Annotated in this window: 26 protein-coding genes; 19 read left to right on the top strand and 7 right to left on the bottom strand. The window is 59.8% G+C overall.

The genetic code is table 11. The annotated features are described in order from the left end of the window. Positions 1-156: 156 nt before the first annotated feature. The 4 genes from ACZ5VE_RS10070 to acnA are packed head-to-tail and all read right to left on the bottom strand — an operon-like array spanning position 157 to position 5526. Positions 157-1209: a lactonase family protein gene (locus tag ACZ5VE_RS10070; RefSeq protein ID WP_464457474.1), complete on the bottom strand. Its 1053-nt coding sequence runs from the start codon at positions 1207-1209 to the stop codon at positions 157-159. Between the two features lie 9 nt (positions 1210-1218). Beyond that, entirely contained in the window at positions 1219-1953 is a 735-nt protein-coding gene (locus ACZ5VE_RS10065; protein WP_464455043.1) for an ABC transporter substrate-binding protein, read from the bottom strand. After that, the gene (locus tag ACZ5VE_RS10060; protein ID WP_464455042.1) at positions 1950-2846 is read right to left on the bottom strand and encodes a GntR family transcriptional regulator; all 897 of its coding nucleotides are present in this window, start codon (positions 2844-2846) and stop codon (positions 1950-1952) included. Before ACZ5VE_RS10060 ends, ACZ5VE_RS10065 begins: the two co-directional genes overlap by 4 nt. Before the next feature lie 40 nt (positions 2847-2886). Further along, positions 2887-5526 (bottom strand): aconitate hydratase AcnA, encoded by a 2640-nt coding sequence (gene acnA / locus ACZ5VE_RS10055; RefSeq protein ID WP_464457473.1) that lies wholly within the window; start codon positions 5524-5526, stop codon positions 2887-2889. A gap of 74 nt (positions 5527-5600) precedes the next feature. Between acnA and ACZ5VE_RS10050 the strand changes: the two genes are divergently transcribed. Genes ACZ5VE_RS10050 through ACZ5VE_RS10040 form a run of 3 tightly spaced genes read left to right on the top strand, consistent with a single transcriptional unit; the run spans position 5601 to position 8076 of the window. Then, complete coding sequence (locus tag ACZ5VE_RS10050) at positions 5601-6587, top strand: Bug family tripartite tricarboxylate transporter substrate binding protein (RefSeq protein ID WP_464455041.1); 987 nt, start codon at positions 5601-5603, stop codon at positions 6585-6587. A 10-nt stretch (positions 6588-6597) separates the two neighbouring features. Then, positions 6598-7581, top strand: a complete 984-nt coding sequence (locus ACZ5VE_RS10045) for a Bug family tripartite tricarboxylate transporter substrate binding protein (RefSeq protein ID WP_464455040.1) — start codon at positions 6598-6600, stop codon at positions 7579-7581. 24 nt (positions 7582-7605) lie between these two features. Beyond that, the gene (locus ACZ5VE_RS10040) at positions 7606-8076 is read left to right on the top strand and encodes an acyl-CoA thioesterase (protein WP_464455039.1); all 471 of its coding nucleotides are present in this window, start codon (positions 7606-7608) and stop codon (positions 8074-8076) included. Positions 8077-8196: 120 nt separating this feature from the next. Here ACZ5VE_RS10040 and chrA read toward each other — a convergent pair whose 3' ends face one another. Together chrA and ACZ5VE_RS10030 are read right to left on the bottom strand one after the other, a co-directional pair. Beyond that, positions 8197-9552 carry a chromate efflux transporter gene (gene chrA, locus ACZ5VE_RS10035; RefSeq protein ID WP_464457472.1) on the bottom strand — a complete coding sequence of 452 codons (1356 nt, stop codon included), beginning with the start codon at positions 9550-9552 and terminating at the stop codon, positions 8197-8199. Further along, positions 9552-9929 (bottom strand): hypothetical protein, encoded by a 378-nt coding sequence (locus ACZ5VE_RS10030; RefSeq protein WP_464455038.1) that lies wholly within the window; start codon positions 9927-9929, stop codon positions 9552-9554. The genes chrA and ACZ5VE_RS10030 overlap by 1 nt, the downstream gene beginning before the upstream one ends. 238 nt (positions 9930-10167) lie before the next feature. Between ACZ5VE_RS10030 and ACZ5VE_RS10025 the strand changes: the two genes are divergently transcribed. The 10 genes from ACZ5VE_RS10025 to ACZ5VE_RS09980 all read left to right on the top strand — a co-directional run bounded on the left by ACZ5VE_RS10025 (position 10168) and on the right by ACZ5VE_RS09980 (position 19160). Further along, the gene (locus ACZ5VE_RS10025) at positions 10168-10959 is read left to right on the top strand and encodes a GntR family transcriptional regulator (protein ID WP_464455037.1); all 792 of its coding nucleotides are present in this window, start codon (positions 10168-10170) and stop codon (positions 10957-10959) included. Positions 10960-10995: 36 nt separating this feature from the next. After that, positions 10996-12162: an ABC transporter substrate-binding protein gene (locus tag ACZ5VE_RS10020; RefSeq protein ID WP_464455036.1), complete on the top strand. Its 1167-nt coding sequence runs from the start codon at positions 10996-10998 to the stop codon at positions 12160-12162. 194 nt (positions 12163-12356) lie between these two features. Then, on the top strand, positions 12357-13232 hold the full coding sequence (locus ACZ5VE_RS10015) for a branched-chain amino acid ABC transporter permease (RefSeq protein ID WP_464455035.1): 876 nt from the start codon (positions 12357-12359) through the stop codon (positions 13230-13232). 13 nt (positions 13233-13245) lie between these two features. Beyond that, entirely contained in the window at positions 13246-14226 is a 981-nt protein-coding gene (locus ACZ5VE_RS10010; protein WP_464455034.1) for a branched-chain amino acid ABC transporter permease, read from the top strand. Positions 14227-14234: 8 nt separating this feature from the next. Further along, positions 14235-15002: an ABC transporter ATP-binding protein gene (locus ACZ5VE_RS10005; RefSeq protein WP_464455033.1), complete on the top strand. Its 768-nt coding sequence runs from the start codon at positions 14235-14237 to the stop codon at positions 15000-15002. Further along, complete coding sequence (locus ACZ5VE_RS10000; protein WP_464455032.1) at positions 14995-15726, top strand: ABC transporter ATP-binding protein; 732 nt, start codon at positions 14995-14997, stop codon at positions 15724-15726. Before ACZ5VE_RS10005 ends, ACZ5VE_RS10000 begins: the two co-directional genes overlap by 8 nt. A 24-nt stretch (positions 15727-15750) precedes the next feature. Beyond that, positions 15751-16803 (top strand): Rieske 2Fe-2S domain-containing protein, encoded by a 1053-nt coding sequence (locus tag ACZ5VE_RS09995; protein ID WP_464455031.1) that lies wholly within the window; start codon positions 15751-15753, stop codon positions 16801-16803. Then, positions 16800-17108: a 2Fe-2S iron-sulfur cluster-binding protein gene (locus ACZ5VE_RS09990; protein WP_464455030.1), complete on the top strand. Its 309-nt coding sequence runs from the start codon at positions 16800-16802 to the stop codon at positions 17106-17108. Before ACZ5VE_RS09995 ends, ACZ5VE_RS09990 begins: the two co-directional genes overlap by 4 nt. Positions 17109-17215: 107 nt before the next feature. After that, positions 17216-18196 carry a Bug family tripartite tricarboxylate transporter substrate binding protein gene (locus ACZ5VE_RS09985; protein ID WP_464455029.1) on the top strand — a complete coding sequence of 327 codons (981 nt, stop codon included), beginning with the start codon at positions 17216-17218 and terminating at the stop codon, positions 18194-18196. A 10-nt stretch (positions 18197-18206) separates the two neighbouring features. Continuing rightward, the gene (locus ACZ5VE_RS09980; protein ID WP_464455028.1) at positions 18207-19160 is read left to right on the top strand and encodes an AEC family transporter; all 954 of its coding nucleotides are present in this window, start codon (positions 18207-18209) and stop codon (positions 19158-19160) included. 18 nt (positions 19161-19178) lie between these two features. Here the strand turns inward: ACZ5VE_RS09980 and ACZ5VE_RS09975 are convergent, their stop codons facing one another. Then, positions 19179-20090 (bottom strand): LysR substrate-binding domain-containing protein, encoded by a 912-nt coding sequence (locus tag ACZ5VE_RS09975; RefSeq protein WP_464455027.1) that lies wholly within the window; start codon positions 20088-20090, stop codon positions 19179-19181. Between the two features lie 167 nt (positions 20091-20257). On the opposite strand from ACZ5VE_RS09975, the gene ACZ5VE_RS09970 reads away from it, so the two are divergent. The 6 genes from ACZ5VE_RS09970 to ACZ5VE_RS09945 all read left to right on the top strand — a co-directional run bounded on the left by ACZ5VE_RS09970 (position 20258) and on the right by ACZ5VE_RS09945 (position 25436). Then, positions 20258-21286 (top strand): amidohydrolase family protein, encoded by a 1029-nt coding sequence (locus ACZ5VE_RS09970; RefSeq protein WP_464457471.1) that lies wholly within the window; start codon positions 20258-20260, stop codon positions 21284-21286. Positions 21287-21418: 132 nt separating this feature from the next. Beyond that, entirely contained in the window at positions 21419-22102 is a 684-nt protein-coding gene (gene ligK / locus ACZ5VE_RS09965) for a 4-carboxy-4-hydroxy-2-oxoadipate aldolase/oxaloacetate decarboxylase (protein WP_464455026.1), read from the top strand. Positions 22103-22112: 10 nt separating this feature from the next. Beyond that, on the top strand, positions 22113-23051 hold the full coding sequence (locus ACZ5VE_RS09960) for an amidohydrolase family protein (RefSeq protein ID WP_464455025.1): 939 nt from the start codon (positions 22113-22115) through the stop codon (positions 23049-23051). Positions 23052-23054: 3 nt separating this feature from the next. Next, positions 23055-23492, top strand: a complete 438-nt coding sequence (gene ligA / locus ACZ5VE_RS09955; protein ID WP_464455024.1) for a protocatechuate 4,5-dioxygenase subunit alpha — start codon at positions 23055-23057, stop codon at positions 23490-23492. 2 nt (positions 23493-23494) lie between these two features. After that, a complete protein-coding gene (locus ACZ5VE_RS09950) occupies positions 23495-24373 on the top strand; it encodes a class III extradiol dioxygenase subunit beta (protein WP_464455023.1) in 879 nt (292 codons plus the stop codon). 106 nt (positions 24374-24479) lie between these two features. Continuing rightward, positions 24480-25436, top strand: a complete 957-nt coding sequence (locus ACZ5VE_RS09945; RefSeq protein ID WP_464455022.1) for a Gfo/Idh/MocA family oxidoreductase — start codon at positions 24480-24482, stop codon at positions 25434-25436.

The following is a 25436-nucleotide window of genomic DNA, read 5'->3' as shown; positions in this document are numbered from 1 at the left end:
CAGTGGCTGCAGTTTTAGGTTGTCAATGGTTGTCCGCAGTGGGCATTCAGTGATTGACGGTTTAGTCTGCAGGCTGTCTCTGGCATTGATAACTGACCGGCAGTTATCTATCTAAAGCGGTCTATCCCTTGCCAAAAGTCAGGCCGCTAAGCGTTCTCAATCCGAAAACACCATGCAAACGGGACTCCCACTCGCATACTGAAGATCAGTAGGGCTCAGCTGTCCCGAATCCGAGTCCACCGCAAACACAACAATCGAATCGCTTTCTTCGTTCAAGACATAAAGCCAACGCCCATCTTTCGACAGAACAAAGAATCGCGGGGTTTTTCCCGTTGAGGGCTGGCTTTGAATCAAGGCCAACCGGCCATTGTTCGGATCGATTCTGAAAACACCAATCGTGTCTTCCCCTCTGTTGGAAACATACAAAGTTTGACCAACGCGATCAACTTCAATTTCGGCAGAACGGCTATTGCCCACAAAGGTATCTGCCAAACCTGTGATGATTTGGAAGGGGCTCAGCTCACCACTGCTCACATCAAAGCGGCAGGCCGTCACAGTAGAGTCCAGCTCATTGGCAATATAGGCCCATGGCTTGGCAGGGTGGAATGCAATGTGCCTGGGACCGGAAGCCTCACGGCCCATTGCCGCACGAAACTGACCTGGGCGCAGTTGTCCGTCTTCAAACCGAAACACGAAGGTCTTGTCCAAACCTTTGTCAGGCACCATCACGTATTTCCCACTCGGATCGAATGGATTGAAGTGTGGCTTGGCAAAGGGTTGCTCTTTGCGGTGCGGACCGGGTTCGCCTTCGATCTTCACAAGTTGTGTCAGTGTGCCCAGCGATCCATCAGCTTCGATGGGCAACACAGCCAAGCTGCTGGTGATGTGGTTGGACACCACCACAAAACGTTCCGTAGGGTCCAGCGCCAAGTGCACCGGATTCTTGCCCTGTGTACTCTGGCGGTTGAGGAAATTGATCCGTCCCGTGCCTCGGTCAACTGTGAACGAACTGATCTCTTCGCAATCACCATGCACGGCATATAGCCGATCACCGACTTTATTCAGTGTCAGAAACGACGGATTGACCAGGTCGCCCTGTACCTGCACCAGTTCAAGTGCTCCACTTTCGGGATCACAGTGGTACACACTGATGCCATCACCCCGAGCATTGCGCTCACGGGTGGTTCTTGAACCAACATAGGCAAACATCATCACACCTCAGGCTGCAGGCGCGACAGACGCACCCTGGATGCCATGACGCTGCAGTGCATCCGCCACAAAACCGCTGACTTTCATATCTTCGACGAACTGCGTCAAATAAGCTGCAGCTTCGAGGCCACGCGACTTGGGTGTGCCCATGGCCTGCTGGATAACCATGAATCGACCAGGCAATATGCGGTGCCCCGCAAAGCGGGCCTGATCGGCTTCAAGTTGCTGCTTGACGCCTGCGGCCACTTCGAGTTTTTGCTCTACAAACACATCGACCACGGTAGGTGATGTGGGCGCACGCACGATTTCGGCCTGTTTCAGCTCACGGGTCAGGAACAGGTCATAGGCACTGCCTTTGCCCACCGTGACGCGGATGCCGGAGCGGTCCACATCTTCATTGGCTCGAATGCTGGATGTCTCAGGCACCATGTAAGCGCCTTCAATCAGCACATAAGGCGCAGTGAACGCGATGCCCTCGCCACGCAACGGGTCGATGGCAAAGAAACCGATGTCGGCTTGCTCACCCCGGACTGCTTCGACCGATTTGCCTGCGGCATCAAACACCACCAGCTCGATGCCCACCCCCAACTGTTTCGCCAAAGCATTGGCCAGGTCAATCGACACGCCGAATGGCTCGCCCGTTTGCGGGTTTTTATTCGCCAGGATCGGGTTGCCCAGATTGATGGAGGCGCGCAGTTTTCCGGTGGGTGCGAAGGCTTGCAGGATGTCGGGAGTCGCAGTCATGGCTTGAGGAGTTTTCTGATTTTCTGGTGGTTCTTGAGGGTGCGCGAGAGGTGTTCTCGCATGGTGTCGGCCGCATCTTCGTTGCGACCGGCTTCGAGCAGATCGAGCAAGTGCAGGTGCTGCTGGCAGTGTTCCTTGTAGCGCTGGCGGTCTTGCATGGAACGGTAAGACATCAAGCGACGCACCCGGTTCACGCGCCGAATGGTGTCGATGAAAAACGGGTTGCCAGAGGCCTCGATCAGCGATTCATGAAAACGCACGCCACGTTCGTGCAGCTGATCGGGTGTATCGGTTTCAATGCCGCCATCGAGCAAATGGTGTTCCGCAGCACGGCATTTTTCGATGACTTTGGGGTCCAGCCGGTAGCCTGGCTCCATCAAGGCCGCCGGTTCAAGCGCCATGCGCAGGCGGTAAGACTGCAACAAACTGTCCGGCGTGGTCAACATGTCCGAAAAAGTCCAGCCGTAACCCGTCTTTTTTTGCGCCCATCCTTCTTGTGCAATCCGATGCAGCACGGATTGGAGCTGAGAAGTTGTCAGTTCATAGCGGGTCTTGAGCAGCACCTCGGAAACCGTTTCGGGCAATTCCCCTTTGAGTAGATCATCTGCCATGGCGAAATAAGCCCGTGTGATGGCATCCGACTCGGCCAGACCCAATTTTTTGCGCATGGCGGGGTTGGCGACATCAACGGACTTGACCAGAAAATAGCCCCGATTTTTTTCACGGCGCAAGACACCCTTGTCGTGCAAAAAGGCCAAGGCGTCGTTGATGGGTGTGCGCGATACCTGCAACTGGTCTGCCAGCCATTGCGCTGGCAAATGGTCACCGATGGCCAGCCCTTCCTGGCGGACCAGGTCGAGCAAGCGGGCAGAAATGTTTTTGTCTGGACTCATAAGTCCAGCATTCTGCACGGCAAGCAAGGGCAGCGGCATGTCAGGGGTGTGCTGGTTCGAGGGAATGCGCCTGCAGGGTTTGCTGCAAGATGAGTGGAATGACCCCGCCCGCGCGCAAGAGGTCCACTTCGAGCTGCGTCTCCACCGCCGCCATCACTTCAAAAGTGTCCATCTGCCCACCTTGACGCCGCAGCTGAACCCGAACCTTGCAGCGTGGCGACAGGCGCTGCGCATCGGCCTGCACATCCAACTGGTCGCCCGGCCGGATCTGCAGTGTTTGCGGGCTCACCCCTTCAGGCAAGCGCAGCGGCAAGATGCCCATGCCAATCAGGTTGGACCGGTGAATCCGCTCAAAGCTCACCGCCAGCACGGCACGAATACCCAGCAGACGTTGGCCTTTGGCCGCCCAGTCGCGCGACGAGCCCATGCCATAACGTTCGCCCGCCACCAGCACCACCGATTGCCCGGCCTCGCGGTAGCGCTCAGCCACATCCCAGATGGGTTGCACATCGCCCGAGGGCACATGCAGGGTATGGGCCACCGGCATGCCCGGCTTCAAGAGGTTCACCAGCGTCTTGCTGTGGAAAGCGGCACGCATCATGACCTCCCAGTTGCCACGGCGTGAGGCAAACACGTTCAGATCGTTCCGGTCATCACCGCGCTCCACCAAAAAATCTGCCACCAAGGAGTCGGTAGGGATCGCGCTGGCTGGAGATATGTGATCGGTGGTCACGTCATCACCCACCACCAGCAAGGGGTAGGCCGTGTAATGCCCCAGCTGACTGCCCGCGTCCACGGCAGCAAACGGTGGTCGGCGCAAGATGGTGGACTTCTCGTCCCAGGGAAAGCGAGCCGATGTGGGTGCTTCCAGTGCTTGCCACAGTGGGTTGTCGGTTGCGATGGCGAAATCACGTTGGAAGTCGCTCGGTTGAAGGCCCCGCGCCAAATATTCTGCAATCTCTTCGTGTGTGGGCCACAGGTCTTTCAAATACACGGGCTTGCCGTTCGCATCGGTCTGAACAGGTTCGGTCGCCAGATTTTTAGCCGCATCACCTGCCAAGCCAAAGGCGATGACCAATGGCGGCGACATGATGAAACTCAACTCGATGTCCGGATGCACCCGACCCGGGAAGTTGCGGTTGCCCGACAAAATGGCCACAGCCTTGGATTGGCCCGCATTTTGGGCTTGCACGATGGACGCCGTCAGAGGGCCAGAGTTGCCAATGCAGGTGGTGCAGCCAAAACCCACAATGCCAAAACCCACAGCCTCCAGATCACCCAGCAAACCGGCGCGTTGCAAATACGAGGCTGCAGCCGGTGATCCGGGGCCCAGCGAGGTCTTGACCCAGTACGGCACCTTCAGACCCAGCACTCGCGCCTTGCGTGCCAACAGGCCTGCGGCGATCAACAAGGCAGGGTCGGATGTGTTGGTGCAACTGGTGATGGCCGCAATGGCCACCGGGTGAATGGGCATGTCTTGGCCCTGCGCTGCGGACTGAAAGCCCACCTTGGCCAGCGCCTCGGCTGTTTGCGAATAATCCAGCAAATCCTGCGGTCGCTGGGGTCCAGCCACATGCATCCCGATCTGCGCCAGATCGATCTCGATGCTTTGGGTGTAGCGCGGTTGTGCATCGGGGTTGAACCACAGGCTGGTGTGGCGCATGTACGTCTCGACACGCTCAATGTCCTGTGGCGTGCGACCCGTTGAGCGCAAATAGTCAAGCGTTGCCTGGTCGACCGGAAAGTAGCCGGTGGTCGCACCGTATTCGGGTGCCATGTTGGCCACCACAGCGCGCTCACCGGCACTCAAGCAGGAGACGCCGGGGCCAAAAAACTCGACGAACTCCCCAGTCACCCCCACTTGGCGCAGGCGCTGCGTCACGGTCAAGGCCAGATCGGTGGCCAGCACGCCGGGCGAAAGCCGACCCACCAAACGCACCCCCACCACGTCCGGTATGCGCAGCATGGTCGGCATGCCGAACATCACGGTCTGAGCTTCGAGTCCGCCAACCCCCCAGCCCAGCACGCCAATGCCGTTGACCATGGGCGTGTGGCTGTCGGTGCCGATCATCATGTCGGGCACCAGCCAGCTCTTGCCCTTGCGCTGCTCGTTGGTCACCACCTTGGCCAATTGCTCCAGGTTGATGGTGTGCATGATCCCCGTGCCCGGTGGGTTGATGCGAACACCTTTGAGCACCTGAGAGGCCCAACGTAAGAATTGGTACCGCTCGGCGTTGCGACGAATTTCGTGTTGCAGGTTTTCTGTGGCAGCGCCCGCCTTGGCATAGGCCTCTACCGCGAGCGAATGATCGACCGACACATCCACCTGCAATCCGGGATTGAGCACGGTCGGGTCGACGCCTGCTTCGGCCAATGCATCGCGCATGGCGGCCACATCGACCAGTGCAGGCGTGCTGGTGGTGTCGTGCATCAACACACGACCTGGCTGAAAAGCAATTTCATCTTCGCTGCTGCCCGTTTGCAACCACGTCAGGATCGCTTTGACAGATTGCTCACGCTCTGCGCCTTGTGTGTTGCGAATCACGTTTTCCATCAGCAGGCGCAAAACCACGGGCAATCGGTCCAATTGCGCGCCACAAACCGCACGCAAATTCACCACGGCATGGGTTTGCCCTTGAAGGTGAAGGGCATCGGGCGAAAAAGTACAAGTGTTTTCCATGATTTGCATTTTGCACTTTTCTGCGATAAAGTGCAATCACGAATTCGCATCAACCTTTGCTTTTGGAGACACCCATGCAAAAACCTCGCCGTCAAATTATCCTCACGAGCCTGATGGCCGCAGCCTTGGGTGCGGCTCCCGCCGTCATGGCCCAGGAGTACCCCAGCAAAACAATCACCATCGTGGTGCCTTTCTCGGCTGGCGGCGGGGTGGACACTGTGGCCCGCCTGCTCGCAGAAAAGCTGCGCGTCTCGCTCAAGCAAAACGTGGTGGTGGACAACAAGGCTGGCGGCAGCGGCATGATTGGTGCGCTGGCTGTCGTGAAAGCTGCGCCAGACGGACACACGCTTCTGCTGGGATCGGCTGGTGAGACCGCCATCAACACCTTTGTCTATAAAAACAAGATGCAGTACCAACCAGCCAAAGATTTGGCCCCCATCACACTGGTGACGCGCGTGCCCAACGTGCTGGTGGCTGCTCCCAACTTTGCCGTGAAAAACGTCGAAGAGCTGGTGGCTTATGCCAAAAAGAACCCCGGTAAGGTCTCATATTCGTCGAGCGGTGTGGGCAATCCTCAGCACCTGAATGGTGAATTGCTGGAAGAGCTGGCAGGCATCCACATGGTGCATGTGCCTTACAAAGGCGCTTCGGGCCAACTGGTGGATGTGGTCTCGGGCAATGTGGAGCTGACCTTCGTGAGCTATGCAGCAGCCAGGGGGTTCATCAAGGACGGAAAGGTCAAGGCATTGGGCGTCACATCGGCCAAACGCGCATCGTTTGACGCCAATATTCCGGCCATTGCCGAATACAAACCCCTGGCCAAGTACCAATTGGAAAACTGGTTTGGTCTGTTTGCCCCTGGCGCGACACCCGAGCCCATCCTGCAAAAGATCAACGCCGCAGTGGCACAAGCCCTCAAAGAACCAGACCTGGCCAAGCGGCTGCAAGACCAGGGCGGTGAACCCGCACCCATGAGCGTGCAGCAGTTCCGTGATTTCATCAAAACCGAATCGCTGCAATTCCAACGCATTGTCGAGACCGCCAAGATCACCGCCGAGTAAGGAAACCGCCATGACGCTGAATCGACGCCAAACACTCGCAGCCAGTTTGGCTGCCCTTACCGCTCTGAGCGGTCATGCCCAGAAAACCGGAGATGACTACCCCCAAAAACAAATCTCTCTGGTTGTTTCATACAGTCCGGGCGGCAATGTGGATTTACGTGCCCGAATGCTCGGCACATCGGTTTCCAAAATGCTGGGCGTGCCTATCGTGGTCGAGAACAAACCCGGTGCGAACGGCAACATCGGTCATGAATACGTCGCTAAAGCCACGCCCGACGGTCACACCTTGGTCTTGGCCACAATGGGATCAATGGCAGTCAGCTCCTATGTTTACCCCAAACTAGGCTTTGATCCCGAAGAATCGTTTGCACCCATCGTCATCATTGAAAAAGCACCGATGGTGTTGGTGACGCGCACTGACAAACCATTTCAGAACCTCAAGGACCTCGTGAGCTTTGGTCAAAAGAATCCGGACAAATTGTCATTTGGAAACGCCGGTGCAGGCAGTGCTCACCACCTGAGCGCGGAATTGTTCATGCAAAGTACTGGCATCAAAGGCCTGTCAGTCCCCTACAAAGGTGGTAGTCAAGCCGCTACGGCCTTGTTGGCAGGAGACATCGACCTGATGTTTGAGCAAACCTATGCGGCCTTGCCCTCCATTGCGACAGGTAAAGTGCGCGCCTTGGCAGTCACCTCTGAAAAACGGCTGCCGAGCCTGCCCAATGTGCCCACCATGGGCGAACTGGGCTATTCCAAAGTGGTGGTGCACAACTGGCTGGGCCTGGGAGCACCCAAAGGAACACCCGTAGCTGTGATCAACAAGCTCAATGATGTTTTTAACAAAGCCTTGGCTCAGCCAGAGATCAAGGACAAGATCGCCGGTCCCGGCAACATCGTAGGCAGTGGCAGCCCCGAGGAATTCAAGAGTTTCATCCTGGGCGAACGCCGCAGGTGGGCCCCGATCGTAAAGTCTTTGAACATCAAGCCTGAATAAATCTGGCATTGCTGAAAGACAGAGATGGAACTTCCTGCACATCAATTGACCATGAGCGTCTTGATGACACCAGACACCGCCAATTTTTCAGGAAATGTGCACGGCGGCACCATCCTTAAGTTGTTGGATCAGGTGGCCTATGCGTGTGCCAGCAGGTATGCCGGGGCCTATGTTGTCACGCTCAGCGTGGACCAAGTGATGTTCAGGCAGCCCGTCTATGTGGGTGAGCTTGTGACATTTCTGGCCTCGGTGAACCACACGGGCACATCGTCGATGGAAATTGGCATCAAGGTCTTAGCCGAAAACATCAGGACGCAGGAGAAGCGCCATGTCAACAGCTGTTTTTTCACAATGGTCGCTGTGGATGACGAGCGCAAGCCTCAGAGCGTTCCACAGATCCGTCCATTTTCACCAGAAGAAAAACGACGATTTTCAGCAGCAGAAACCCGCAAGACCATGCGACGTGAAATGGAAAAGCGGTTTTCAGAAATCTGATGATCACTGACTGCTCCTGGCCGACAGGAGCCTGCCAGCTGACCTGAGTTGAGGACTGCTTGCGCTGCAAAGCAGTCAGAATGAAATGGCTTTTGAATCCGCCAATGCGACTTCAATTTGTCACCGCAACGCCTGCACCACCAAGCCCACCCCCACGCACAGCCCCAGCACCTGATAGATGCTGCGCTGCTGCTTGATCAGCAGCCATGCCGCCACGCCGGTGAGCACAAAGGCCCAGAAGTCGGGCAGCATGTGCCAGCCGCCGGGCAGCCAGGTCTGGCGGGCAAAGACACCGGCCAGCTGCACCATGACGCCGATCACCGCTGCCGTGATGGCTTGCAGTGGGCCTTGCAGCGACGGCATCTGGCGTGTCGATTCGACCAAGGGGCCGCCCGCCAGAATGAACACGAACGAGGGCAAAAAGGTGAACCAGGTCACCACGCAGGCGGCGATGATGCCGCCCAGCAAGGGGTAGCCGGTGATGGCCTGGCTGTGACCGCCCAGAAAACCCACAAAGGCCACCACCATGATCAGCGGGCCGGGCGTGGTTTCACCCAGCGCCAGGCCGTCCATCATTTGCGCGGCCGTGACCCAGCCGTATTGCGAGACTGCAGCGTGCGTTACAAAGGGTAGCACCGCATAGGCACCGCCAAAGGTCAGCAGCGCTGCCTGCGTGAAAAAGCCGCCCATGCGGGTCAGGGTGTGGTGACCGCCCAGCAGCAGGGCCAGTGCGCCCAGCGTCACCACCCACAAGCCCACGCCGATGGCGCTGGTTTTGACCAAGCGGTCATGGCTGTAGCGCGTGTGTGCGGGCGCAGGGCTGTGGTCGTCCAGCCAGGCCGGGCCGTCGGATGCCGCCGTGGCCTTGGGGGCACCGTGCGCAGGTGCTGCTGCGGGCAGGGCGTGTTGCTTTTGCAAGTGCCAGCCGGTGAATGCGGCAGCGGCCACAATGAGCGGGAAGGGCACGTCCCAGATCATGCCCAGCAAGGACAAACCTGCCACCCACCACAGCCAGCGCGCCTTGAGCGTGCGCATGCCAATGCGGTGCACGGCCTGGATCACCAGCGCCGTCACGGCGGGCTTGAGGCCCCACAAAATGGCCTGTCCCCAGGGGTGTTGGCCCCAGGCGCTGTAGGCCCAAGACAGCACGATCAACAAAAGCAGCGAGGGCAGCACAAACAGCGCACCCGCTGCGATGCCGCCGCGCGTGCCGTGCATTAGCCAGCCGATGTAGGTGGCCAGTTGCTGGGCTTCGGGCCCGGGCAGCAGCATGCAGTATTGCAAGGCATGCAGGTAGCGTTTTTCAGAAATCCAGCGGCGGCGCACCACCAGCTCTTCGTGCATCAGGGCAATTTGCCCGGCTGGGCCACCAAAGCTGATGCAGCCCAGCTGAAACCAGAATTTCAGCGCTTCCTTGAAACCGATGGGCGATGGGGCGTGTGCGGAAGATGTCTGGTCGGTGGTGATGTCCGGCATCATGGTGCGCCCCAATGGTCGCGAAACGCTTGCGCAAAGCCGGGCGTGCCGCTCAGGCTCAAGCTCAGTTCCAGGCGGTGCTGGGGTGTGGCGGGGGTGAGGGTGATCTGGCCGGTGCCCGCGTTGAACGCGATGTGCGCGGCTTGCGGCGCTTGCCCGTTATGTTGCCAGCTGGCCTGCAGGTCAAAGTCCCAGTCGGCACCGTCTTCCAGTGCGCCGGGGCCTTGGGGGCTGAAACCGTGTGCCCAGCTCAGGACCTGCGCCACCTCTTGCAACAAGGCGCTGGTGTGATCGGCTTGGGGTTGTGCCAAGGCATCCCAACACACCACGCCATCGGCATCTTCGCTGAGGTCAAAGTCCAGTAATCGCAAATTCATCGGGTCGTTCCCAAAATCAAACCCGATTGTCGCTGCTGCGGGCCATGCCCGATCTGGTGTGCTGTGCATGGGCGGCCAGGCCATTTTGGCCATTGGGCTTCAGCGTTTGGGATTTTCAGTGGGATACATAAATGCCATATTTGCTTAAAATTTGTGCGTTTTATGGGGTTTCAAGGGTTTTCTTGTATACAGCAATGGGCTTGTTGGTGGTTTAATGCCATTTTTACCAACCTGCCCCATGTGCCCATCACCCGTTCGCATTCAGGACTCTGAAGCTGTCGAAGAAGGCGGCTCCCACGCCGTCAAGGCACAGCAACGTCTGCGCGAATGGATTTTGGCGGGTGATTTGCCCGGCGGCACGCGCATCGCCGAATTGGCGCTGGTGGAGCGCTTGGGCATGTCGCGCACGCCCATCCGTGCGGCCTTGATGCGTCTCGGGCAAGAGGGTTTGCTCGAAGCCTTGAGCAGTGGCGGTTATGCGGTGCGCACTTTTTCTGAGCGCGAAGTGGCCGATGCGATCGAGCTGCGGGGCACGCTGGAAGGCTTGGCCGCCCGCCTAGCGGCAGAGCGAGGAGTGCGGCCAGCGGTGCTCAGGCAAGCCGGGGAGTGCTTGGACCAGATTGACCAGCTGCTGCGCCAAGGCGCATTGGATGACGACAGTTTTTCGGCTTATGTGCGTTTGAATGGCCAGTTTCACAAGCTGTTGTCCGGGATGGCCGACAGCGCCGTGCTGGCACGCGAGATAGAGCGTGCATCCAGTCTGCCCTTTGCCTCGGCCTCAGGGTTCGTGGGGGTGCAAGCCCACAGTCCGGATGCCCGCGACATGCTGATGGTGGCACAGCACCAGCACCGGCAAGTGCTGGACGCGATTGCGCAGCGCGAAGCCGGTCGCGCAGAAGCCTTGATGCGAGAGCACTCGCGCCTGGCCAGACACAACCTGGGCATGGTCATGCAAAACCCGCAGCAGGGGGGCATGCCGGGTGTGCAGCTCATTCGCGCACAAAAAAGCACCACGATTTCTCAACGCTAATTTTTTCCACCTCACGTTCAACCTCAGGAGACCCGCATGCAAAAACGATTTTTCCTTCAAGCCATCGCCTGTGCTGCCCTGGCCGCCAGCGCCACTGCGGCCATGGCACAAGACAAGTTCAAGATCGGCCTGATCTTGCCCATGACAGGGCCTTTTGCCTCCACGGGCAAGCAAATTGAAGCCGCAGCCCGCCTGTACATGGCGCAAAACGGCGACATGGTCGCAGGCAAAAAAGTCGAGCTGATTGTGAAAGACGACACCAGCGCGCCGGATGTGACCAAGCGCATTGCACAAGAAATGGTGGTGAACGACAAGGTCAGCGTGTTGGCCGGCTTCGGCTTAACGCCGCTGGCATTTGCCACAGCGCCCATTGCGACTCAATCCAAAACGCCTTTGGTGGTGATGGCGGCCGCCACCTCCAGCATCACGCAGGCTTCGCCCTTCATCGTTCGCACCAGCTTCACCTTGCCGCAAGCAGCAGTGGCCATTGCCGACTGGGCGCCTAACAACGGCATCAAGAAAGTCGTGACCTTGGTGGCCGATTACGGCCCCGGCATCGATGCCGAAAAGTTCTTCAAAGACCGCCTGGTCTTCAACGGCGGCCAGGTGCTCGACACGCTGCGCGTGCCCATGCGCAACCCCGACTTCGCCCCCTTCTTGCAAAAAGTGCGTGACTTGAAGCCCGACGCGGTTTATGTGTTTGTGCCCTCGGGCGCAGGCGCAGCGCTGATGAAGCAGTTCGCCGAGCGCGGCATGGACAAGGCCGGCATCAAGCTGATTGGCACCGGCGACATCACCGATGACGATATCTTGAACAGCATGGGCGATGTGGCCAATGGCGTGGTCACTTCGCACCACTATTCGGCATCGCACAACTCGCCTTTGAACAAGAAGTTTGTGGCCGCTTTTGAGAAGGCCAACAACGGCCTGCGCCCCAACTTCATGGCGGTGGGTGGCTATGACGGCATGCGCGTGATCTACGAAGCGGCCAAGGCCACCAAGGGCGCTGGCGGTGAGGCTTTGCTGGAGGCGATGAAGGGCCAGGTGTTTGAAAGCCCCCGTGGCCCGATGTTCATCGACGCGCAAACCCGCGACGTGGTGCACAACATCTACATCCGCAAAGTGGAGAAGGTCAATGGCCAGCTCTACAACCAGGAATTCGCGACCATCAAAGACGTGAAAGACCCGGGCAAAACCAAGTAAGACACGACGGTTGTTGTGGCCGCTTGCCAGCAGGTCGACTCTTGTTGTAGGAGCTTGCCTGCAAGCGATCTCATGCAGACTAGGCACCACGCCACCGCCAGCAATTTGGCACTTGCAGAAACAGCCATCGCTTGCAGGCAAGCTCCTACAAAGGGGCGGGCCTGTGTTGCCCTTGTGAACCTGAAACGCATGACATGTTGACCATCCTCTTCGACGGCATCGCCTACGGCATGCTGCTATTCATATTGGCCGTGGGCCTGTCGGTGACCATGGGCTTGATGAACTTCATCAACCTGGCACACGGCGCTTTTGCCATGGTGGGCGGGTATCTCACGGTGGTGCTCATGCAGCGCTGGGATATGCCTTTTTTGTGGTGCCTGCCCATCGCTTTTGCGGGCACGGCCTTGCTGGGTGCGGTGCTGGAGCGCATGCTGTACCGCCACATGTACAAGAAGCCCCACCTGGACCAGGTGCTGTTCTCGATTGGCTTGGCCTTCATGTCGGTGGCCAGCATGGATTACTTCATGGGCTCGCAGCAGCAGATCATGCAGTTGCCAGAGTGGCTGCGTGGCCGCACCGAGCTGTGGGATGGCGGTGTCTTTTCATTAGGCATGGGCCACTACCGCCTGTTCATCATCGCGGTGTGTGCGGCGCTCACGGTGGGCTTGCAGTTCATCCTGGCCAAAACCCGCTTTGGCAGCCGCTTGCGCGCCAGCGTGGACGATGCCCGGGTGGCGGCCGGTTTGGGCATTCGCGTCAATCTGGTGTTTGCCGCCACTTTCGCGGTGGGCTCGGGCCTGGCCGGTTTGGGCGGGGCCTTGGGGGCCGAAGTGCTGGGTCTGGACCCGACTTTTCCGCTCAAGTTCATGGTGTATTTTTTGATCGTGGTGGCCGTGGGGGGCACCTCGTCGATCACCGGGCCGCTGTGGGCGGCGCTGCTCTTGGGCATTGCCGATGTGGCGGGCAAGTACTACATGCCCAAGCTCGGTTCTTTCATCGTGTATTCGCTGATGATCGCGATTTTGATCTGGCGTCCGCAAGGGCTGTTTGTGCGCAAGGGAGGCCGCTGAAATGGACATTCGCATGAACGCACGTCAACAACTTTTGTCTGCAGCCCGCGTGCGGGGCTGGGAACCACTGGTTTGGCTGGTGGCCTTTGTCTTGCCTTTTGCGTTGCCCGGTCACGCGTTGATCGTCAACGAGGTGGCCATCGTCGCCTTGTTCGCGGTCTCGCTCGACTTGGTGCTGGGCTACACCGGCATCGTGTCGCTGGGCCATGCGGCGTTTTTGGGCTTTGGTGCCTATGCTGCGGCGCTGTTTGCCAAGCACATCACGCCCGATCCTCTGCTCGGCTTGTTGGTGGGCACGGCATGTGCCACGGCTTTGGGTGCGCTGTGTTCGCTCACCATCCTGCGCGGCACCGACCTGACCCGCCTGATGGTCACGCTGGGCATGGCCTTGATATTGATGGAGCTGGCCAACAAGCTGGACTGGCTGACGGGCGGCTCGGACGGCTTGCAGGGCGTGATGATGGGTCCGGTGCTGGGCCGTTTTGAGTTTGATTTGTATGGGCAGACGGCCGCCTGGTATTCGCTCACCGTCTTGCTGGCGCTGTTTGTGCTGGCGCGGCGCTTTGTGCATTCACCCTGGGGGGCCACGTTGATGGCGGTGCGCGACAACCCGCTGCGCGCCATGGCGATCGGCATTCCGGTGCACAACCGCCTGGCCGTGGTGTACACCGTCGCGGCCGCTTTGGCCGGGGCCGCAGGGTCGCTCATGGCGCAGACCACCGGCTTTGCCTCGCTGGATGTGTTCGCATTGGAGCGCTCGGCCGACGTGATGCTGATGCTGGTCATCGGTGGTGTGGGCTGGCTCTATGGCGGGGTGGTCGGTGCGGTGGTGTTCAAGCTCATGCACGACGTGATCTCGGGCATCACGCCGCAGTACTGGACCTTCTGGATCGGCCTGTTTTTGGTGGTGTTGGTCATGGTCGGGCGCGAACGCCTGATCCGCCCCTGGCTGTGGTTTGGCCGCGCTGCGGATGAGAAAGGCGGTGCGCAATGAACGCATCCATGAACCCACCTGTTGTTTTGAAAGCCCAGGGCCTTGTCAAACAATTCGGCGGCATCACCGCCACCGACAACGTGAATCTTGAATTGCGCTTGGGCGCACGCCATGCCTTGATCGGCCCCAACGGTGCGGGCAAAACCACGCTGATCAACCTGCTGACCGGCGTGCTGTCGCCCACAGCCGGGCGCATCGAACTGCTGGGGCAAGACATCAGCCAGCTCGCGCCACACCAGCGGGTGCGCCGGGGCATGGTGCGCACCTTCCAGATCAATCAGCTGTTTGCCAGCATGACGCCTTTGCAAACATTGGCCATGGTGGTCTCGCAGCAGCGCGGCCTGGGTGGCCGCTGGTGGTCGGTGTTGGGTCAAGACCAAGCCGTGGTCGAGCGCTGCGAAGCCTTGCTGGCGTTGTTCCGTCTGACCGAAGTCATGCACCAGCGCACCGAGCATTTGGCCTATGGCAAACGCCGTTTGCTGGAGATGGCGATTGCGCTGGCCTGCGAGCCCAAGGTGCTGCTGCTGGACGAGCCGGTGGCGGGTGTGCCTGCTGGCGAGCGCGAAGAACTCTTGCAGACTGTGGCGGCGCTGCCCGCCGAAGTCTCGGTCTTGCTGATCGAGCACGACATGGACCTGGTGTTTGAATTTGCCGACTGCATCACGGTGCTGGTCAATGGCGCGGTGCTGACCGAAGGCACACCCGAAGCGATCGCGGCCGACCCGCAGGTCAAGGCGGTGTACTTGGGGCATGGCGAGGAGGTGGCCTATGGCTGAATTGTTGAAGCTTGAAAACCTGAGCGCCGGTTACGGCGAAGCCGTGGTGCTGAACGACATCAGCTTCTCGCTGGGCGAGGGTGAAACCCTGGCGCTGCTGGGCCGCAACGGCACCGGCAAGACCACGCTCATGGACACATTGGCCGGGGCCACGCGTCAGCACGGCGGGCAAATCTTTTTGGGCGGCCAGCCGCTGCACACCTTGCCCTCGCACGAGCGGGCGGCGGCGGGCATCGGCTGGGTGCCGCAAGAGCGCAACATTTTCAAATCGCTCACCGTGCACGAAAACCTGACCGCAGTCGAACGGCCCGGACGCCACACCCGGGGCAGCCGCCCCTGGACGCCCGAGCGTGTGTACGAGATGTTTCCGCGCTTGGCCGAGCGCAAGACCAACCTGGGTACGCAGCTGTCGGGTGGCGAGCAGCAGATGCTGGCCGTGGGCCGGGCGCTGGTGCTCAACCCGCGTTTGCTCTTGCTTGACGAGCCGCTCGAAGGCCTGGCCCCGATCATTGTGGAAGAGTTGCTGCGTGCCATTGCCCGCATCACCCGCGAAGAGGGCCTGTCGGCCATCATCGTGGAGCAGCACCCGCAAGCCATCCTGAAGATCAGCCACCTTGCGGTGGTGCTGGACCACGGCAACGTGGTGCACGCCAGCGATGCCGCCACTTTGCAACAAGACCCCGAATTGCTGGACCGCCTGCTGGGCGTGGCCCGCAAGCTGTGATTTGAACGACGAAAGAGGTGAAACATGTTCATTAAAAACACCTGGTATGTGGCCTGCTCGCTGGACGAACTGAATGCCCTGGGCGACAAGCCCCTGGGCCGCACGGTTTGCAACGAGCAAATGGCGTTTTTCAAAGGCCCGGACGGCAAGGTCGCAGCGGTCGAAGACTTCTGTCCGCACCGTGGCGCACCCTTGTCGCTGGGCAAGGTCTGCAACGGCAAGCTGGTCTGTGGCTACCACGGGCTTGAAATGGGCTGTGAAGGCAAGACGGTGCACATGCCCGGCCAGCGCGTGCGCGGCTTTCCGGCCGTCAAGGCGTTTGCTGTGGTCGAGCGCTACGGCTTTGTCTGGGTCTGGCCCGGCGACCAGTCCAAGGTCGACGAGGCGCAGATGCCGGTGTTTGAATTCTTTGACAACCCGGCCTGGGCTTATGGCGGTGGGCTGTACCACGTCAAGGCCGATTACCGCCTGATGATCGACAACCTGATGGACCTGACGCACGAGACCTATGTGCACGCCAACAGCATTGGCCAGCCCGAGATCGACGAGACGCCGTGCACCACCACGGTGGAAGGCGACAAAGTCATCTTGCAGCGTCACATGGAAGGTATTCAAGCGCCACCGTTCTGGCAAATGGCCATGAGCGCAAACGGCCTGGACCCGCAGGCCAAGGTGGACCGCTGGCAGATTTGCCGCTTTTCGCCACCCAGCCACATCATGATCGACGTGGGCGTGGCGCTGGCGGGCAAAGGCGGCTTTGACGCCGCACCCGAGCACAAGGCCTACAGCGTGGTGGTGGACTTCATCACGCCCGAGACCGAAACCTCGCACTGGTACCACTGGGGCATGGCGCGTCAGTTCAAGCCCGAAGACGCGACGCTGACCGACAAGATACGCACGGGCCAGGGCGGCATCTTCAATGAAGACATGGAGATGCTGCAATTGCAGCAAGCCAACATCACCAAATGGCCTGAGCGCAAGCTCCTGATGCTCAACATTGACGCAGGGGGCGTGCAGTCGCGTCGCATCATTGACCGTTTGCTTGCCGAAGAAAACACCCACGGAGCCTCCGCATGAACACCCCTGATCTGACCCGGACCCCGATCGCAGCGGACGGCACGTTTGAAGTGCAGCTGCAAAAAAGCGGCCAGACCCTGCAAGTCACCAAAGACCAGTCCATCCTCAAGGTGCTGCAAGACGCCGGGCACGATGTGCCTTTCTCTTGCTCTGAAGGCATTTGCGGCACCTGCCTGACCAAGGTCGTTGCGGGCCAACCCGACCATTGGGACATGTACTTGACACCTGAGGAACAGGAAAAAGGCGATTGCATGATGGTGTGTTGTTCACGCAGCCAGACCGCCAGGTTGGTGCTGGACATTTGAGCCCCACGGTATCGATTTTTTCGCTAACTGATAGAGCGCAAGCCGGGGCGGCGGTGACCCGGCTTGAATCACAATAAGGCTTTGATCCACTGCTTTGGAACTTTGCCATGACGATGCCTTGCCGTTTCCTGCTTCAGTTGCTGAGCGCTGCGCTTTGCATGGTGAGCAGCCTCTCTCAGGCCCAGACCGATTTCCCGTCAAAGCCAATCCGCATCGTCGTGCCTTTTGGCGCAGGCGGTGTGGCCGACCTCACGGCGCGGACCGTGGCCCAAAAGATGGGCGAAGGGCTGGGGCAGCCCATCGTGATCGAGAACAAGCCGGGGGCTGGCGGCATTTCGGCGGCTGAGACGGTGGTCAAAGCCGAGCCTGATGGTTACACCCTGTTCCTCATGTCCAACGGCACTGCCGTGAGCGCGGGCTTGTTCAAGAAATTGCCGTTTGATCCGCAGCGTGATCTGGCCCCGGTGTCCTTGCTGGGGCAATTCGATCTGGCCGTATTGGTGCCTGAGTCGTCACCCTACAAAAGCCTCTCTGATTTATTGGCTTGGGGGCGGACCCATCCCGGTCAGCTGAACCTGGGCACCATCAACATCGGCAGCACCCAGCATCTGGCCGCCGAGTTGTTTCGGTCTCAGGCCAACCTCATTGCGCAAGTTGTCCCCTACAACGGCACCCCTGCTGTCATCAACGCTTTGCGGGGTGGACAGATCGATGCAGCGGTTGAAATTCTGGGCCCGATGAAGCCCCAGATCCAGGCCAAGGCTGTGCGCGCACTGGCGGTGATGGGCGATACCCGGCCTGCCGACCTGCCTGGTGTGGGTTTGGTCAGCAGTCAGGCGGGTCTGAGCCACTTCAATGTGACCTCCTGGAACGCTTTGGCGGCTCCTGCGCGGACACCTGCTGCGGTCATTGCCCGTCTCAATCTGGAAGCGCAAAAGGCACTGAACCACCCCGATGTGAAAAAACGATTGGCCGATCTGAACGTCACCGCCAAACACAGCAGCCCCGAGCAACTGAGGCGTTTGCTGGAGGCGGACACCGTCCGCTGGAGCGATGTCATTCAAAAAGCCGGTATTCCCAAACAATGATGCGAGCGACATGAATTCTGCAATCGACATTCTGGGCATCACCGGCCCCATTTATCTGGCCATTGCGCTGGGCTATCTGGCCACCCGCCAAGGGGTGTTTGCCAAGGCCGACATGCAGGTGTTTGGCAAATTCACCATCAACCTGGCTTTGCCGGCCTTGCTGTTCAACGCGCTGTCGCAGCGCAGCATCGGTGAGATTCTGAACGCCCAGTACCTGCTGGCTTATGCGCTGGGCTCCATGGCGGTTATTTTGGGTGGGCTGTTCTGGGCCCGCAAGGTGCAAGGCCACAGCCTGAGTTACAGCAGCATGATGGCCATGGGCATGTCTTGCCCCAACAGCGGTTTTGTGGGTTACCCGATCATGCTGTTGACCTTCGGTCCGGTGGCGGGCGTGGCCTTGGCGCTCAACATGGTGGTCGAAAACCTGTTGATGATTCCATTTCTGCTGGCCGTGGCCGATGTGCAGGGTGGTCAGCCCGGGCAGTGGAAACAGGTGCTGTGGCAAACCCTCAAGAACCTGGCCAGGAACCCGATGATCTGGGGCATTGTGGGCGGGTTTTTGTTTTCCCTTTCAGGTTGGACCATGCCCGCACCGCTGGGCCGCACCGTCAATCTGTTTGCGCAGGCCAGTGCAGCCTTGTCCCTGTTCGTGATTGGGGGCTCGTTGGTGGGCCTGAAGGCCGAGGGTCTCAAGGGGCCGGTCACGCAAATTGTGGTGGGCAAATTGTTTTTGCACCCCTTGCTCATGTGGGGTGTTCTGGTGTGGCTGGTGCCCATTGCCGACCCGGCTTTGCGCTCGGCCGCATTGCTCACCGGGGCCTTGCCCATGCTGGGCATTTACACCATCTTGAGTCAGCGCCACGGCCACGGTGCCATCAGCGCGGCTGCTTTGCTGGTGACCACGGTGGTGTCTTTCTTCACGCTCAGTGGCTTGCTTTGGGTCTTGCAGCACCACCCGTTGTGAGCATGCCGCTGTGAACGCTCATTGAGGCGCCAACCACTCCTGAGCGACTTCCGCGATCAAAGCCAAGGTGGCTTGCTGGGTGAGGGTGGTGGGGCGCAGTGAGCTGATGGCTGTCGTCAATGGGATGGTCAACGTGGGTTCGGACACTTGCCGCACTGCAAACGCCGATGGCCGCACCGAGCGCATGACCGCGTTGCGCGACAAGATGGCATAGCCCGCGCCGTCCGCCACCAAATCCAGGATGGCACTTACACCGTCGATCTCCAGCGCAATCTGCGGGCGGCAACCGATCGAAGCCATTTCCGACTCGACATGCATGCGGATTGCATTGGGCCGCGTCGGGATCACCAAGGGCAGCGTGGCCACTTCTTGCAGCGTGATGGGCGGCGGAGGTGGGTCTTCTTGCAGGCCGGGGGGGCGCGGTTGCACCAGCAGCAATTCTTCTTGCACAAGCGGCGTGTGTTCGATGCCTGGCACTTGGTTGGGGTTGTAGAGCACGGCAATGTCCAGCCGGCCGTTTTGCAGGTTTTCCTGCATGGCACTCGACAGGCCTTCGCTGATGGACAGTTGGGCTTCGGGCATCTTCAGGCGGAAGGCCCGGGTCAATGGCACCGTGAGCACACGGGCCACGCTGGGCGGCAGGCCCAGCGCCACACGGCCTGTCAGGCCGCTGCGCACTCGGCCCAGCTCTTCGCGGGCGCGTTCGACCTGATGCAGGATGCCCCGGCCATGCTCCAGCAGCAACTGCCCGGCCTGGGTAGGGGTGGCCCCGCGCCCGTTGCGTACCAGCAGGTTTTGCCGCAGCTCGACTTCGAGTAGGCGTACCTGGCGGCTGAGCGCCGGTTGAGCGATGTTCAGGGCCTGGGCCGCCCGGGTGAAGCTGCCCAGCTCGGCCACGCGCACAAAGTATTCCAGCTGTTTGAGGTCCATGGTGGGGCTTTCTGTTGGCGTTATTTTGTCATATCCATGGCTTGGTTATGCGAAATTGTTCTAGCTGGTAGATGGTGAGGGGGCTGGGCCATCGTGGGGCGAGCCTGCACAATCACTGACAGAAATTCGCCCCACCAAGGAAATCCGACATGAGCCAAACGACCCCCTTGATCATTGACGTGCACGGTCACTACACCACCGCCCCGAAAGCACTGGAAGATTGGCGCAACCGCCAGATCGCGGGCATCAAAGACCCCGCGTCCATGCCCAAAGTGTCCGAGCTGAAGATCAGCGACGACGAACTGCGCGAGACCATCGAGACCAACCAGCTGGCCAAGATGAAAGAGCGCGGCTCGGACATCACCATCTTCAGCCCCCGCGCCAGCTTCATGGCCCATCACATTGGCGACTTCAATGTGTCGTCCACCTGGGCGGCCATTTGCAATGAGCTGTGCTTCCGCGTGGCGCAATTGTTCCCTGACCACTTCGTGCCTGCGGCCATGCTGCCCCAGTCGCCCGGTGTCGATCCCGCCACCTGCATCCCCGAGCTGGTCAAGTGCGTGGAGCAATACGGCAACGTCGGCATCAACCTGAACCCCGATCCGTCGGGTGGTCACTGGACTTCGCCGCCCTTGTCCGACAAGGCCTGGTACCCCATTTACGAAAAAATGATCGAGTACGACATCCCCGCGATGATCCACGTCTCGACCAGCTGCAACAGCTGCTTTCACACCACCGGCGCACACTACCTGAACGCCGACACCACGGCCTTCATGCAGTGCTTGACCAGCGACCTGTTCAAGGACTTCCCGACATTGAAGTTTTTGATCCCGCACGGCGGTGGTGCCGTGCCTTACCACTGGGGCCGTTTCCGCGGTCTGGCGCAAGAGCTGAAGAAGCCTTTGTTGTCCGAGCACCTGCTGAACAACATCTTCTTTGACACCTGCGTGTACCACCAGCCGGGCATCGACCTGCTGACCAAGGTCATCCCGGTCAAGAACATCCTGTTCGCGTCCGAGATGATCGGTGCGGTGCGCGGCATCGACCCCGAAACTGGCCACTACTACGACGACACCAAGCGCTATGTGCAAGCCACGGCCAACCTGAACGAGCAAGAGCGTTACATGGTTTTTGAAGGCAACGCCCGCCGCGTGTTCAAGCGCCTGGACGACCAGTTGACGGCCAAGGGCAAGTAAGGCAACGAATCGTCCTTGCCCCCTTTGTTGTAGGAGCTTGCCTGCAAGCGATAGCCGGTGGACCACCGGCGTTGATCGCCAGCAGGCTGGCTCCTACAAAAAGGCCAAATTGAATTGAATCAGGAGAAAACCATGTACGAACTCGGCGTTGTTTACCGCAACATCACCCGCGCTGACCGCGCAGCCACCGATGGCTTGGCCGCTTTGGGCTCGGCCACCGTGCACGAAGCCATGGGCCGTGTCGGTCTCATGAAGCCTTACATGCGCCCGATTTATGCCGGCGCTCAGGTGTCCGGCACCGCCGTCACCGTGCTGCTGCACCCCGGCGACAACTGGATGATGCATGTGGCCGCAGAACAGATTCAGCCCGGCGACATCGTGGTCGCGGCCATCACCGCCGAATGCACCGATGGTTATTTTGGTGACCTGCTGGCCACGTCCTTCATGGCCCGTGGTGCCCGCGCCCTGATCATCGACGCCGGTGTGCGCGATGTGAAAGAGCTGACCAAGATGGGCTTCCCCGTCTGGAGCAAAGCCATCAGCAGCAAGGGCACGATCAAGGCCACGGTCGGTTCGGTCAACATCCCCGTGGTGTGCGCCGGCATGATCGTCAACCCCGGCGACGTGATCGTGGCCGATGACGATGGCGTGGTTTGTGTGCCGCAAGCCATCGCCGCCAAGACACTGGCCACCGCGCAAGCGCGTGAAGCCAACGAAGGTGAAAAACGTGCCAAGCTCGCCTCGGGCGTGTTGGGCCTGGACATGTACAAGATGCGCGAGCCGCTGGCCGCTGCGGGCTTGAAATACATCGATTGAGGCAAAGACCATGACCAAACCCACAACAGGTGATTTCACCAAAACCGCTGGCTGGATGGACTGGTACACCGGTCCGGCCAAGCCCACTTTCAAAGTGCCCGCTGGCGCTGTGGATGCGCATTGCCACGTGTTTGGCCCCGGCGCAGAGTTTCCCTACGCCCCCGAGCGCAAGTACACACCTTGCGATGCGTCCAAGCACCAGCTGTACGCGCTGCGCGACCACCTGGGTTTTGCCCGCAACGTGGTGGTGCAGGCCACCTGCCACGGTGCGGACAACCGCGCCATGGTCGATGCCCTGGTCAACTCCGGCGGCAAGGCGCGTGGTGTGGCCACGGTCAAGCGCAGTGTGAGCGATACTGAGCTGCAGGCCATGCACGACGCCGGTGTGCGTGGTGTTCGCTTCAACTTCGTCAAACGCCTGGTGGACTTCACGCCCAAAGACGAGCTGATGGAGATCGCCAGCCGCATCGCCAAGTGGGGATGGCACGTGGTCATTTACTTTGAAGCCGTGGACCTGCCCGAGCTGTGGGACTTCTTCACCGCACTGCCCACCACCGTGGTGGTGGACCACATGGGTCGCCCTGATGTGTCTTTGCCGGTGGATGGCCCGCAGTTTGCGCTGTTCCAGAAGTTCATGCGCGAGCACAAAAACGTCTGGAGCAAAGTGTCTTGCCCGGAGCGTTTGTCGGTCACCGGCCCCAAGGCGTTGAACGGTGAGCAAAACGCTTATCTGGACGTGATCCCGTTCGCCAAGCGCATCGTGGAAGAGTTCCCCGACCGCGTGCTGTGGGGCACCGACTGGCCGCACCCCAACCTGAAAGACCACATGCCCGACGATGGCCTGCTGGTGGACTTCATCCCGCACATTGCCCCCACCGCCGAGCTGCAACGCAAGCTGCTGGTGGACAATCCGATGCGCTTGTACTGGCCAGAAGAAGTGAAAGGCTGAACCATGGCACTCGACAAACCCTACACCGACGTGCCCGGCACGATCATTTTTGACGCCGAGCAATCGCGCAAAGGCTACTGGATCAACCAGTTCTGCATGTCACTCATGAAAGCCGAGAACCGTGAACGGTTCAAGGCCAATGAGCGCGCCTATCTGGACGAGTGGCAGATGACCGAGGAGCAAAAGCAGGCTGTGCTGGCCCGCGACCTCAACTGGTGCATGCGCACGGGCGGCAACATTTATTTCCTCGCCAAGATCGGCGCTACCGATGGCAAGAGCTTCCAGCAGATGGCGGGCTCCATGACCGGCATGACCGAAGAGGAATACCGCAACATGATGATCAAAGGCGGTCGCAGCGCCGAAGGCAACCGTTACATCGGCGAAAACGGCGATGCCCAGGCGCAGAACCAGCCGCAAGGCGCAGCCGGAAAGAAAGCATAACCATGGCCAAAATCACCGCATCCGTTTTCACCTCGCATGTGCCCGCCATCGGCGCGGCCATGGACCTGGGCAAAACACAAGAAGACTACTGGAAGCCACTGTTCGCAGGCTACGACTTCTCCAAACAGTGGATGAAGGACAACAAGCCCGACGTGATTTTTCTGGTGTTCAACGACCACGCCACGGCCTTCAGCCTGGACATGATCCCGACCTTTGCCATTGGCACGGCCGCTGAATACACGCCTGCCGACGAAGGCTGGGGCCCACGCCCGGTGCCCAAAGTCAAAGGCCATCCCGAGCTGGCTTCGCACATCGCGCAGTCGGTCATCCAGCAAGACTTTGACCTGACCATCGTCAACAAGATGGACGTAGACCACGGCCTCACGGTGCCCTTGTCGCTGATGTGCGGCGAACTGGACCCGGTCAAAGACGCCTGGCCTTGCCCGGTGATCCCGTTTGCGGTCAACGTGGTGCAGTACCCCGTGCCCAGCGGCCAGCGTTGCTTCAACCTGGGCCAGGCCATTCGCAAGGCGGTCGAGAGCTACGACGAAGACATCAATGTGCACATCTGGGGCACGGGTGGCATGAGCCACCAGTTGCAGGGCGCGCGTGCGGGCCTGATCAACCGCGAGTGGGACAACGCCTGGCTCGACAAGCTGATCAACGACCCAGTGGCTGCCGCCGCCACACCGCACATCGACTACGTACGCGAAGCGGGCAGCGAAGGCATCGAGCTGGTCATGTGGCTGATCGCGCGTGGCGCGATGAGCGACATCCATGACGGAAAAGCCACTGGCCCTGCACCCAAGTTGCGCCACCGCTTCTACCATGTACCTGCCAGCAACACGGCGGTGGGGCACGTGATTCTGGAAAACAGTTGATTCCCTGTAGGAGGTCGGCCCTGCGGTCGAATGCTGTTGTTAAACCACCATTCGGCCGCAGGGGCGACCTCCTACAAAATACCCCATATGAACTGAGGAGAAAACCATGAGCAAAACCATCAAAGTCGCCCTGGCGGGCGCAGGTGCCTTTGGCATCAAACACCTGGACGGCATCAAGAACATCGACGGCGTGGAAGTGGTCTCGCTGATCAGCCGCGACATCGAAAAAACCAAAGAAGTTGCAGCCCAATACGGCATCGCCCACGCCAGCACGGAGCTGGACGAAGCCCTGGCGTTGAAAGAAGTCGACGCCGTCATCCTGTGCACCCCCACGCAGATGCACGCCAGCCAGACCCTGGCTTGCCTGAAGGCAGGCAAACATGTGCAGGTCGAAATCCCGCTGTGCGATGTCTACAAGGAAGGCCAGGAAGTCCTGCGTGTGCAAAAGGAAAGCGGCCTGGTGGCCATGGTGGGCCACACCCGTCGCTTCAACCCCAGCCACCAGTGGGTGAACAACAAGATCAAGGCCGGTGAATTCAACATCCAGCAGATGGACGTGCAGACCTACTTCTTCCGCCGCACCAACATGAACGCGCTGGGCCAGGCCCGCAGCTGGACCGACCACCTGCTGTGGCACCACGCTGCCCACACGGTGGACCTGTTCGCTTACCAATGCGGCAGCCCCATCGTCAAAGCCAACGCGGTGCAAGGCCCGATCCACCCCGCACTGGGCATCGCAATGGACATGAGCATTCAACTCAAGGCCGCCAACGGTGCGATTTGCACGCTGAGTCTGTCGTTCAACAACGACGGCCCTCTGGGTACCTACTTCCGCTACATCGGCGACACCGGTACCTATCTGGCCCGTTACGACGACCTGTACACCGGTAAGGAAGAAAAGATCGACGTGTCGCAAGTGGCCGTGTCCATGAACGGCATTGAGCTGCAGGACCGCGAGTTCTTCGCCGCGATCCAGGAAGGCCGCGAGCCCAATTCCAGCATCGCGCAAGTTTTGCCTTGCTACCAGGTCTTGCACGATCTGGAGCAGCAACTCAATGGCTGA

This window comes from Limnohabitans sp. INBF003 (genome assembly GCF_055396645.1).
This window is presented reverse-complemented; position numbering and strand designations above follow the sequence as displayed.

Coding starts and splice junctions, on each gene's coding strand:
- ACZ5VE_RS10070 (WP_464457474.1), bottom strand. CDS start 1,209: ATGTTTGCCTATGTTGGTTCAAGAACCACCCGTGAGCGCAATGCTCGG.
- ACZ5VE_RS10065 (WP_464455043.1), bottom strand. CDS start 1,953: ATGACTGCGACTCCCGACATCCTGCAAGCCTTCGCACCCACCGGAAAA.
- ACZ5VE_RS10060 (WP_464455042.1), bottom strand. CDS start 2,846: ATGAGTCCAGACAAAAACATTTCTGCCCGCTTGCTCGACCTGGTCCGC.
- acnA (WP_464457473.1), bottom strand. CDS start 5,526: ATGGAAAACACTTGTACTTTTTCGCCCGATGCCCTTCACCTTCAAGGG.
- ACZ5VE_RS10050 (WP_464455041.1), top strand. CDS start 5,601: ATGCAAAAACCTCGCCGTCAAATTATCCTCACGAGCCTGATGGCCGCA.
- ACZ5VE_RS10045 (WP_464455040.1), top strand. CDS start 6,598: ATGACGCTGAATCGACGCCAAACACTCGCAGCCAGTTTGGCTGCCCTT.
- ACZ5VE_RS10040 (WP_464455039.1), top strand. CDS start 7,606: ATGGAACTTCCTGCACATCAATTGACCATGAGCGTCTTGATGACACCA.
- chrA (WP_464457472.1), bottom strand. CDS start 9,552: ATGCCGGACATCACCACCGACCAGACATCTTCCGCACACGCCCCATCG.
- ACZ5VE_RS10030 (WP_464455038.1), bottom strand. CDS start 9,929: ATGAATTTGCGATTACTGGACTTTGACCTCAGCGAAGATGCCGATGGC.
- ACZ5VE_RS10025 (WP_464455037.1), top strand. CDS start 10,168: ATGTGCCCATCACCCGTTCGCATTCAGGACTCTGAAGCTGTCGAAGAA.
- ACZ5VE_RS10020 (WP_464455036.1), top strand. CDS start 10,996: ATGCAAAAACGATTTTTCCTTCAAGCCATCGCCTGTGCTGCCCTGGCC.
- ACZ5VE_RS10015 (WP_464455035.1), top strand. CDS start 12,357: ATGTTGACCATCCTCTTCGACGGCATCGCCTACGGCATGCTGCTATTC.
- ACZ5VE_RS10010 (WP_464455034.1), top strand. CDS start 13,246: ATGAACGCACGTCAACAACTTTTGTCTGCAGCCCGCGTGCGGGGCTGG.
- ACZ5VE_RS10005 (WP_464455033.1), top strand. CDS start 14,235: ATGAACCCACCTGTTGTTTTGAAAGCCCAGGGCCTTGTCAAACAATTC.
- ACZ5VE_RS10000 (WP_464455032.1), top strand. CDS start 14,995: ATGGCTGAATTGTTGAAGCTTGAAAACCTGAGCGCCGGTTACGGCGAA.
- ACZ5VE_RS09995 (WP_464455031.1), top strand. CDS start 15,751: ATGTTCATTAAAAACACCTGGTATGTGGCCTGCTCGCTGGACGAACTG.
- ACZ5VE_RS09990 (WP_464455030.1), top strand. CDS start 16,800: ATGAACACCCCTGATCTGACCCGGACCCCGATCGCAGCGGACGGCACG.
- ACZ5VE_RS09985 (WP_464455029.1), top strand. CDS start 17,216: ATGACGATGCCTTGCCGTTTCCTGCTTCAGTTGCTGAGCGCTGCGCTT.
- ACZ5VE_RS09980 (WP_464455028.1), top strand. CDS start 18,207: ATGAATTCTGCAATCGACATTCTGGGCATCACCGGCCCCATTTATCTG.
- ACZ5VE_RS09975 (WP_464455027.1), bottom strand. CDS start 20,090: ATGGACCTCAAACAGCTGGAATACTTTGTGCGCGTGGCCGAGCTGGGC.
- ligK (WP_464455026.1), top strand. CDS start 21,419: ATGTACGAACTCGGCGTTGTTTACCGCAACATCACCCGCGCTGACCGC.
- ACZ5VE_RS09960 (WP_464455025.1), top strand. CDS start 22,113: ATGACCAAACCCACAACAGGTGATTTCACCAAAACCGCTGGCTGGATG.
- ligA (WP_464455024.1), top strand. CDS start 23,055: ATGGCACTCGACAAACCCTACACCGACGTGCCCGGCACGATCATTTTT.
- ACZ5VE_RS09950 (WP_464455023.1), top strand. CDS start 23,495: ATGGCCAAAATCACCGCATCCGTTTTCACCTCGCATGTGCCCGCCATC.
- ACZ5VE_RS09945 (WP_464455022.1), top strand. CDS start 24,480: ATGAGCAAAACCATCAAAGTCGCCCTGGCGGGCGCAGGTGCCTTTGGC.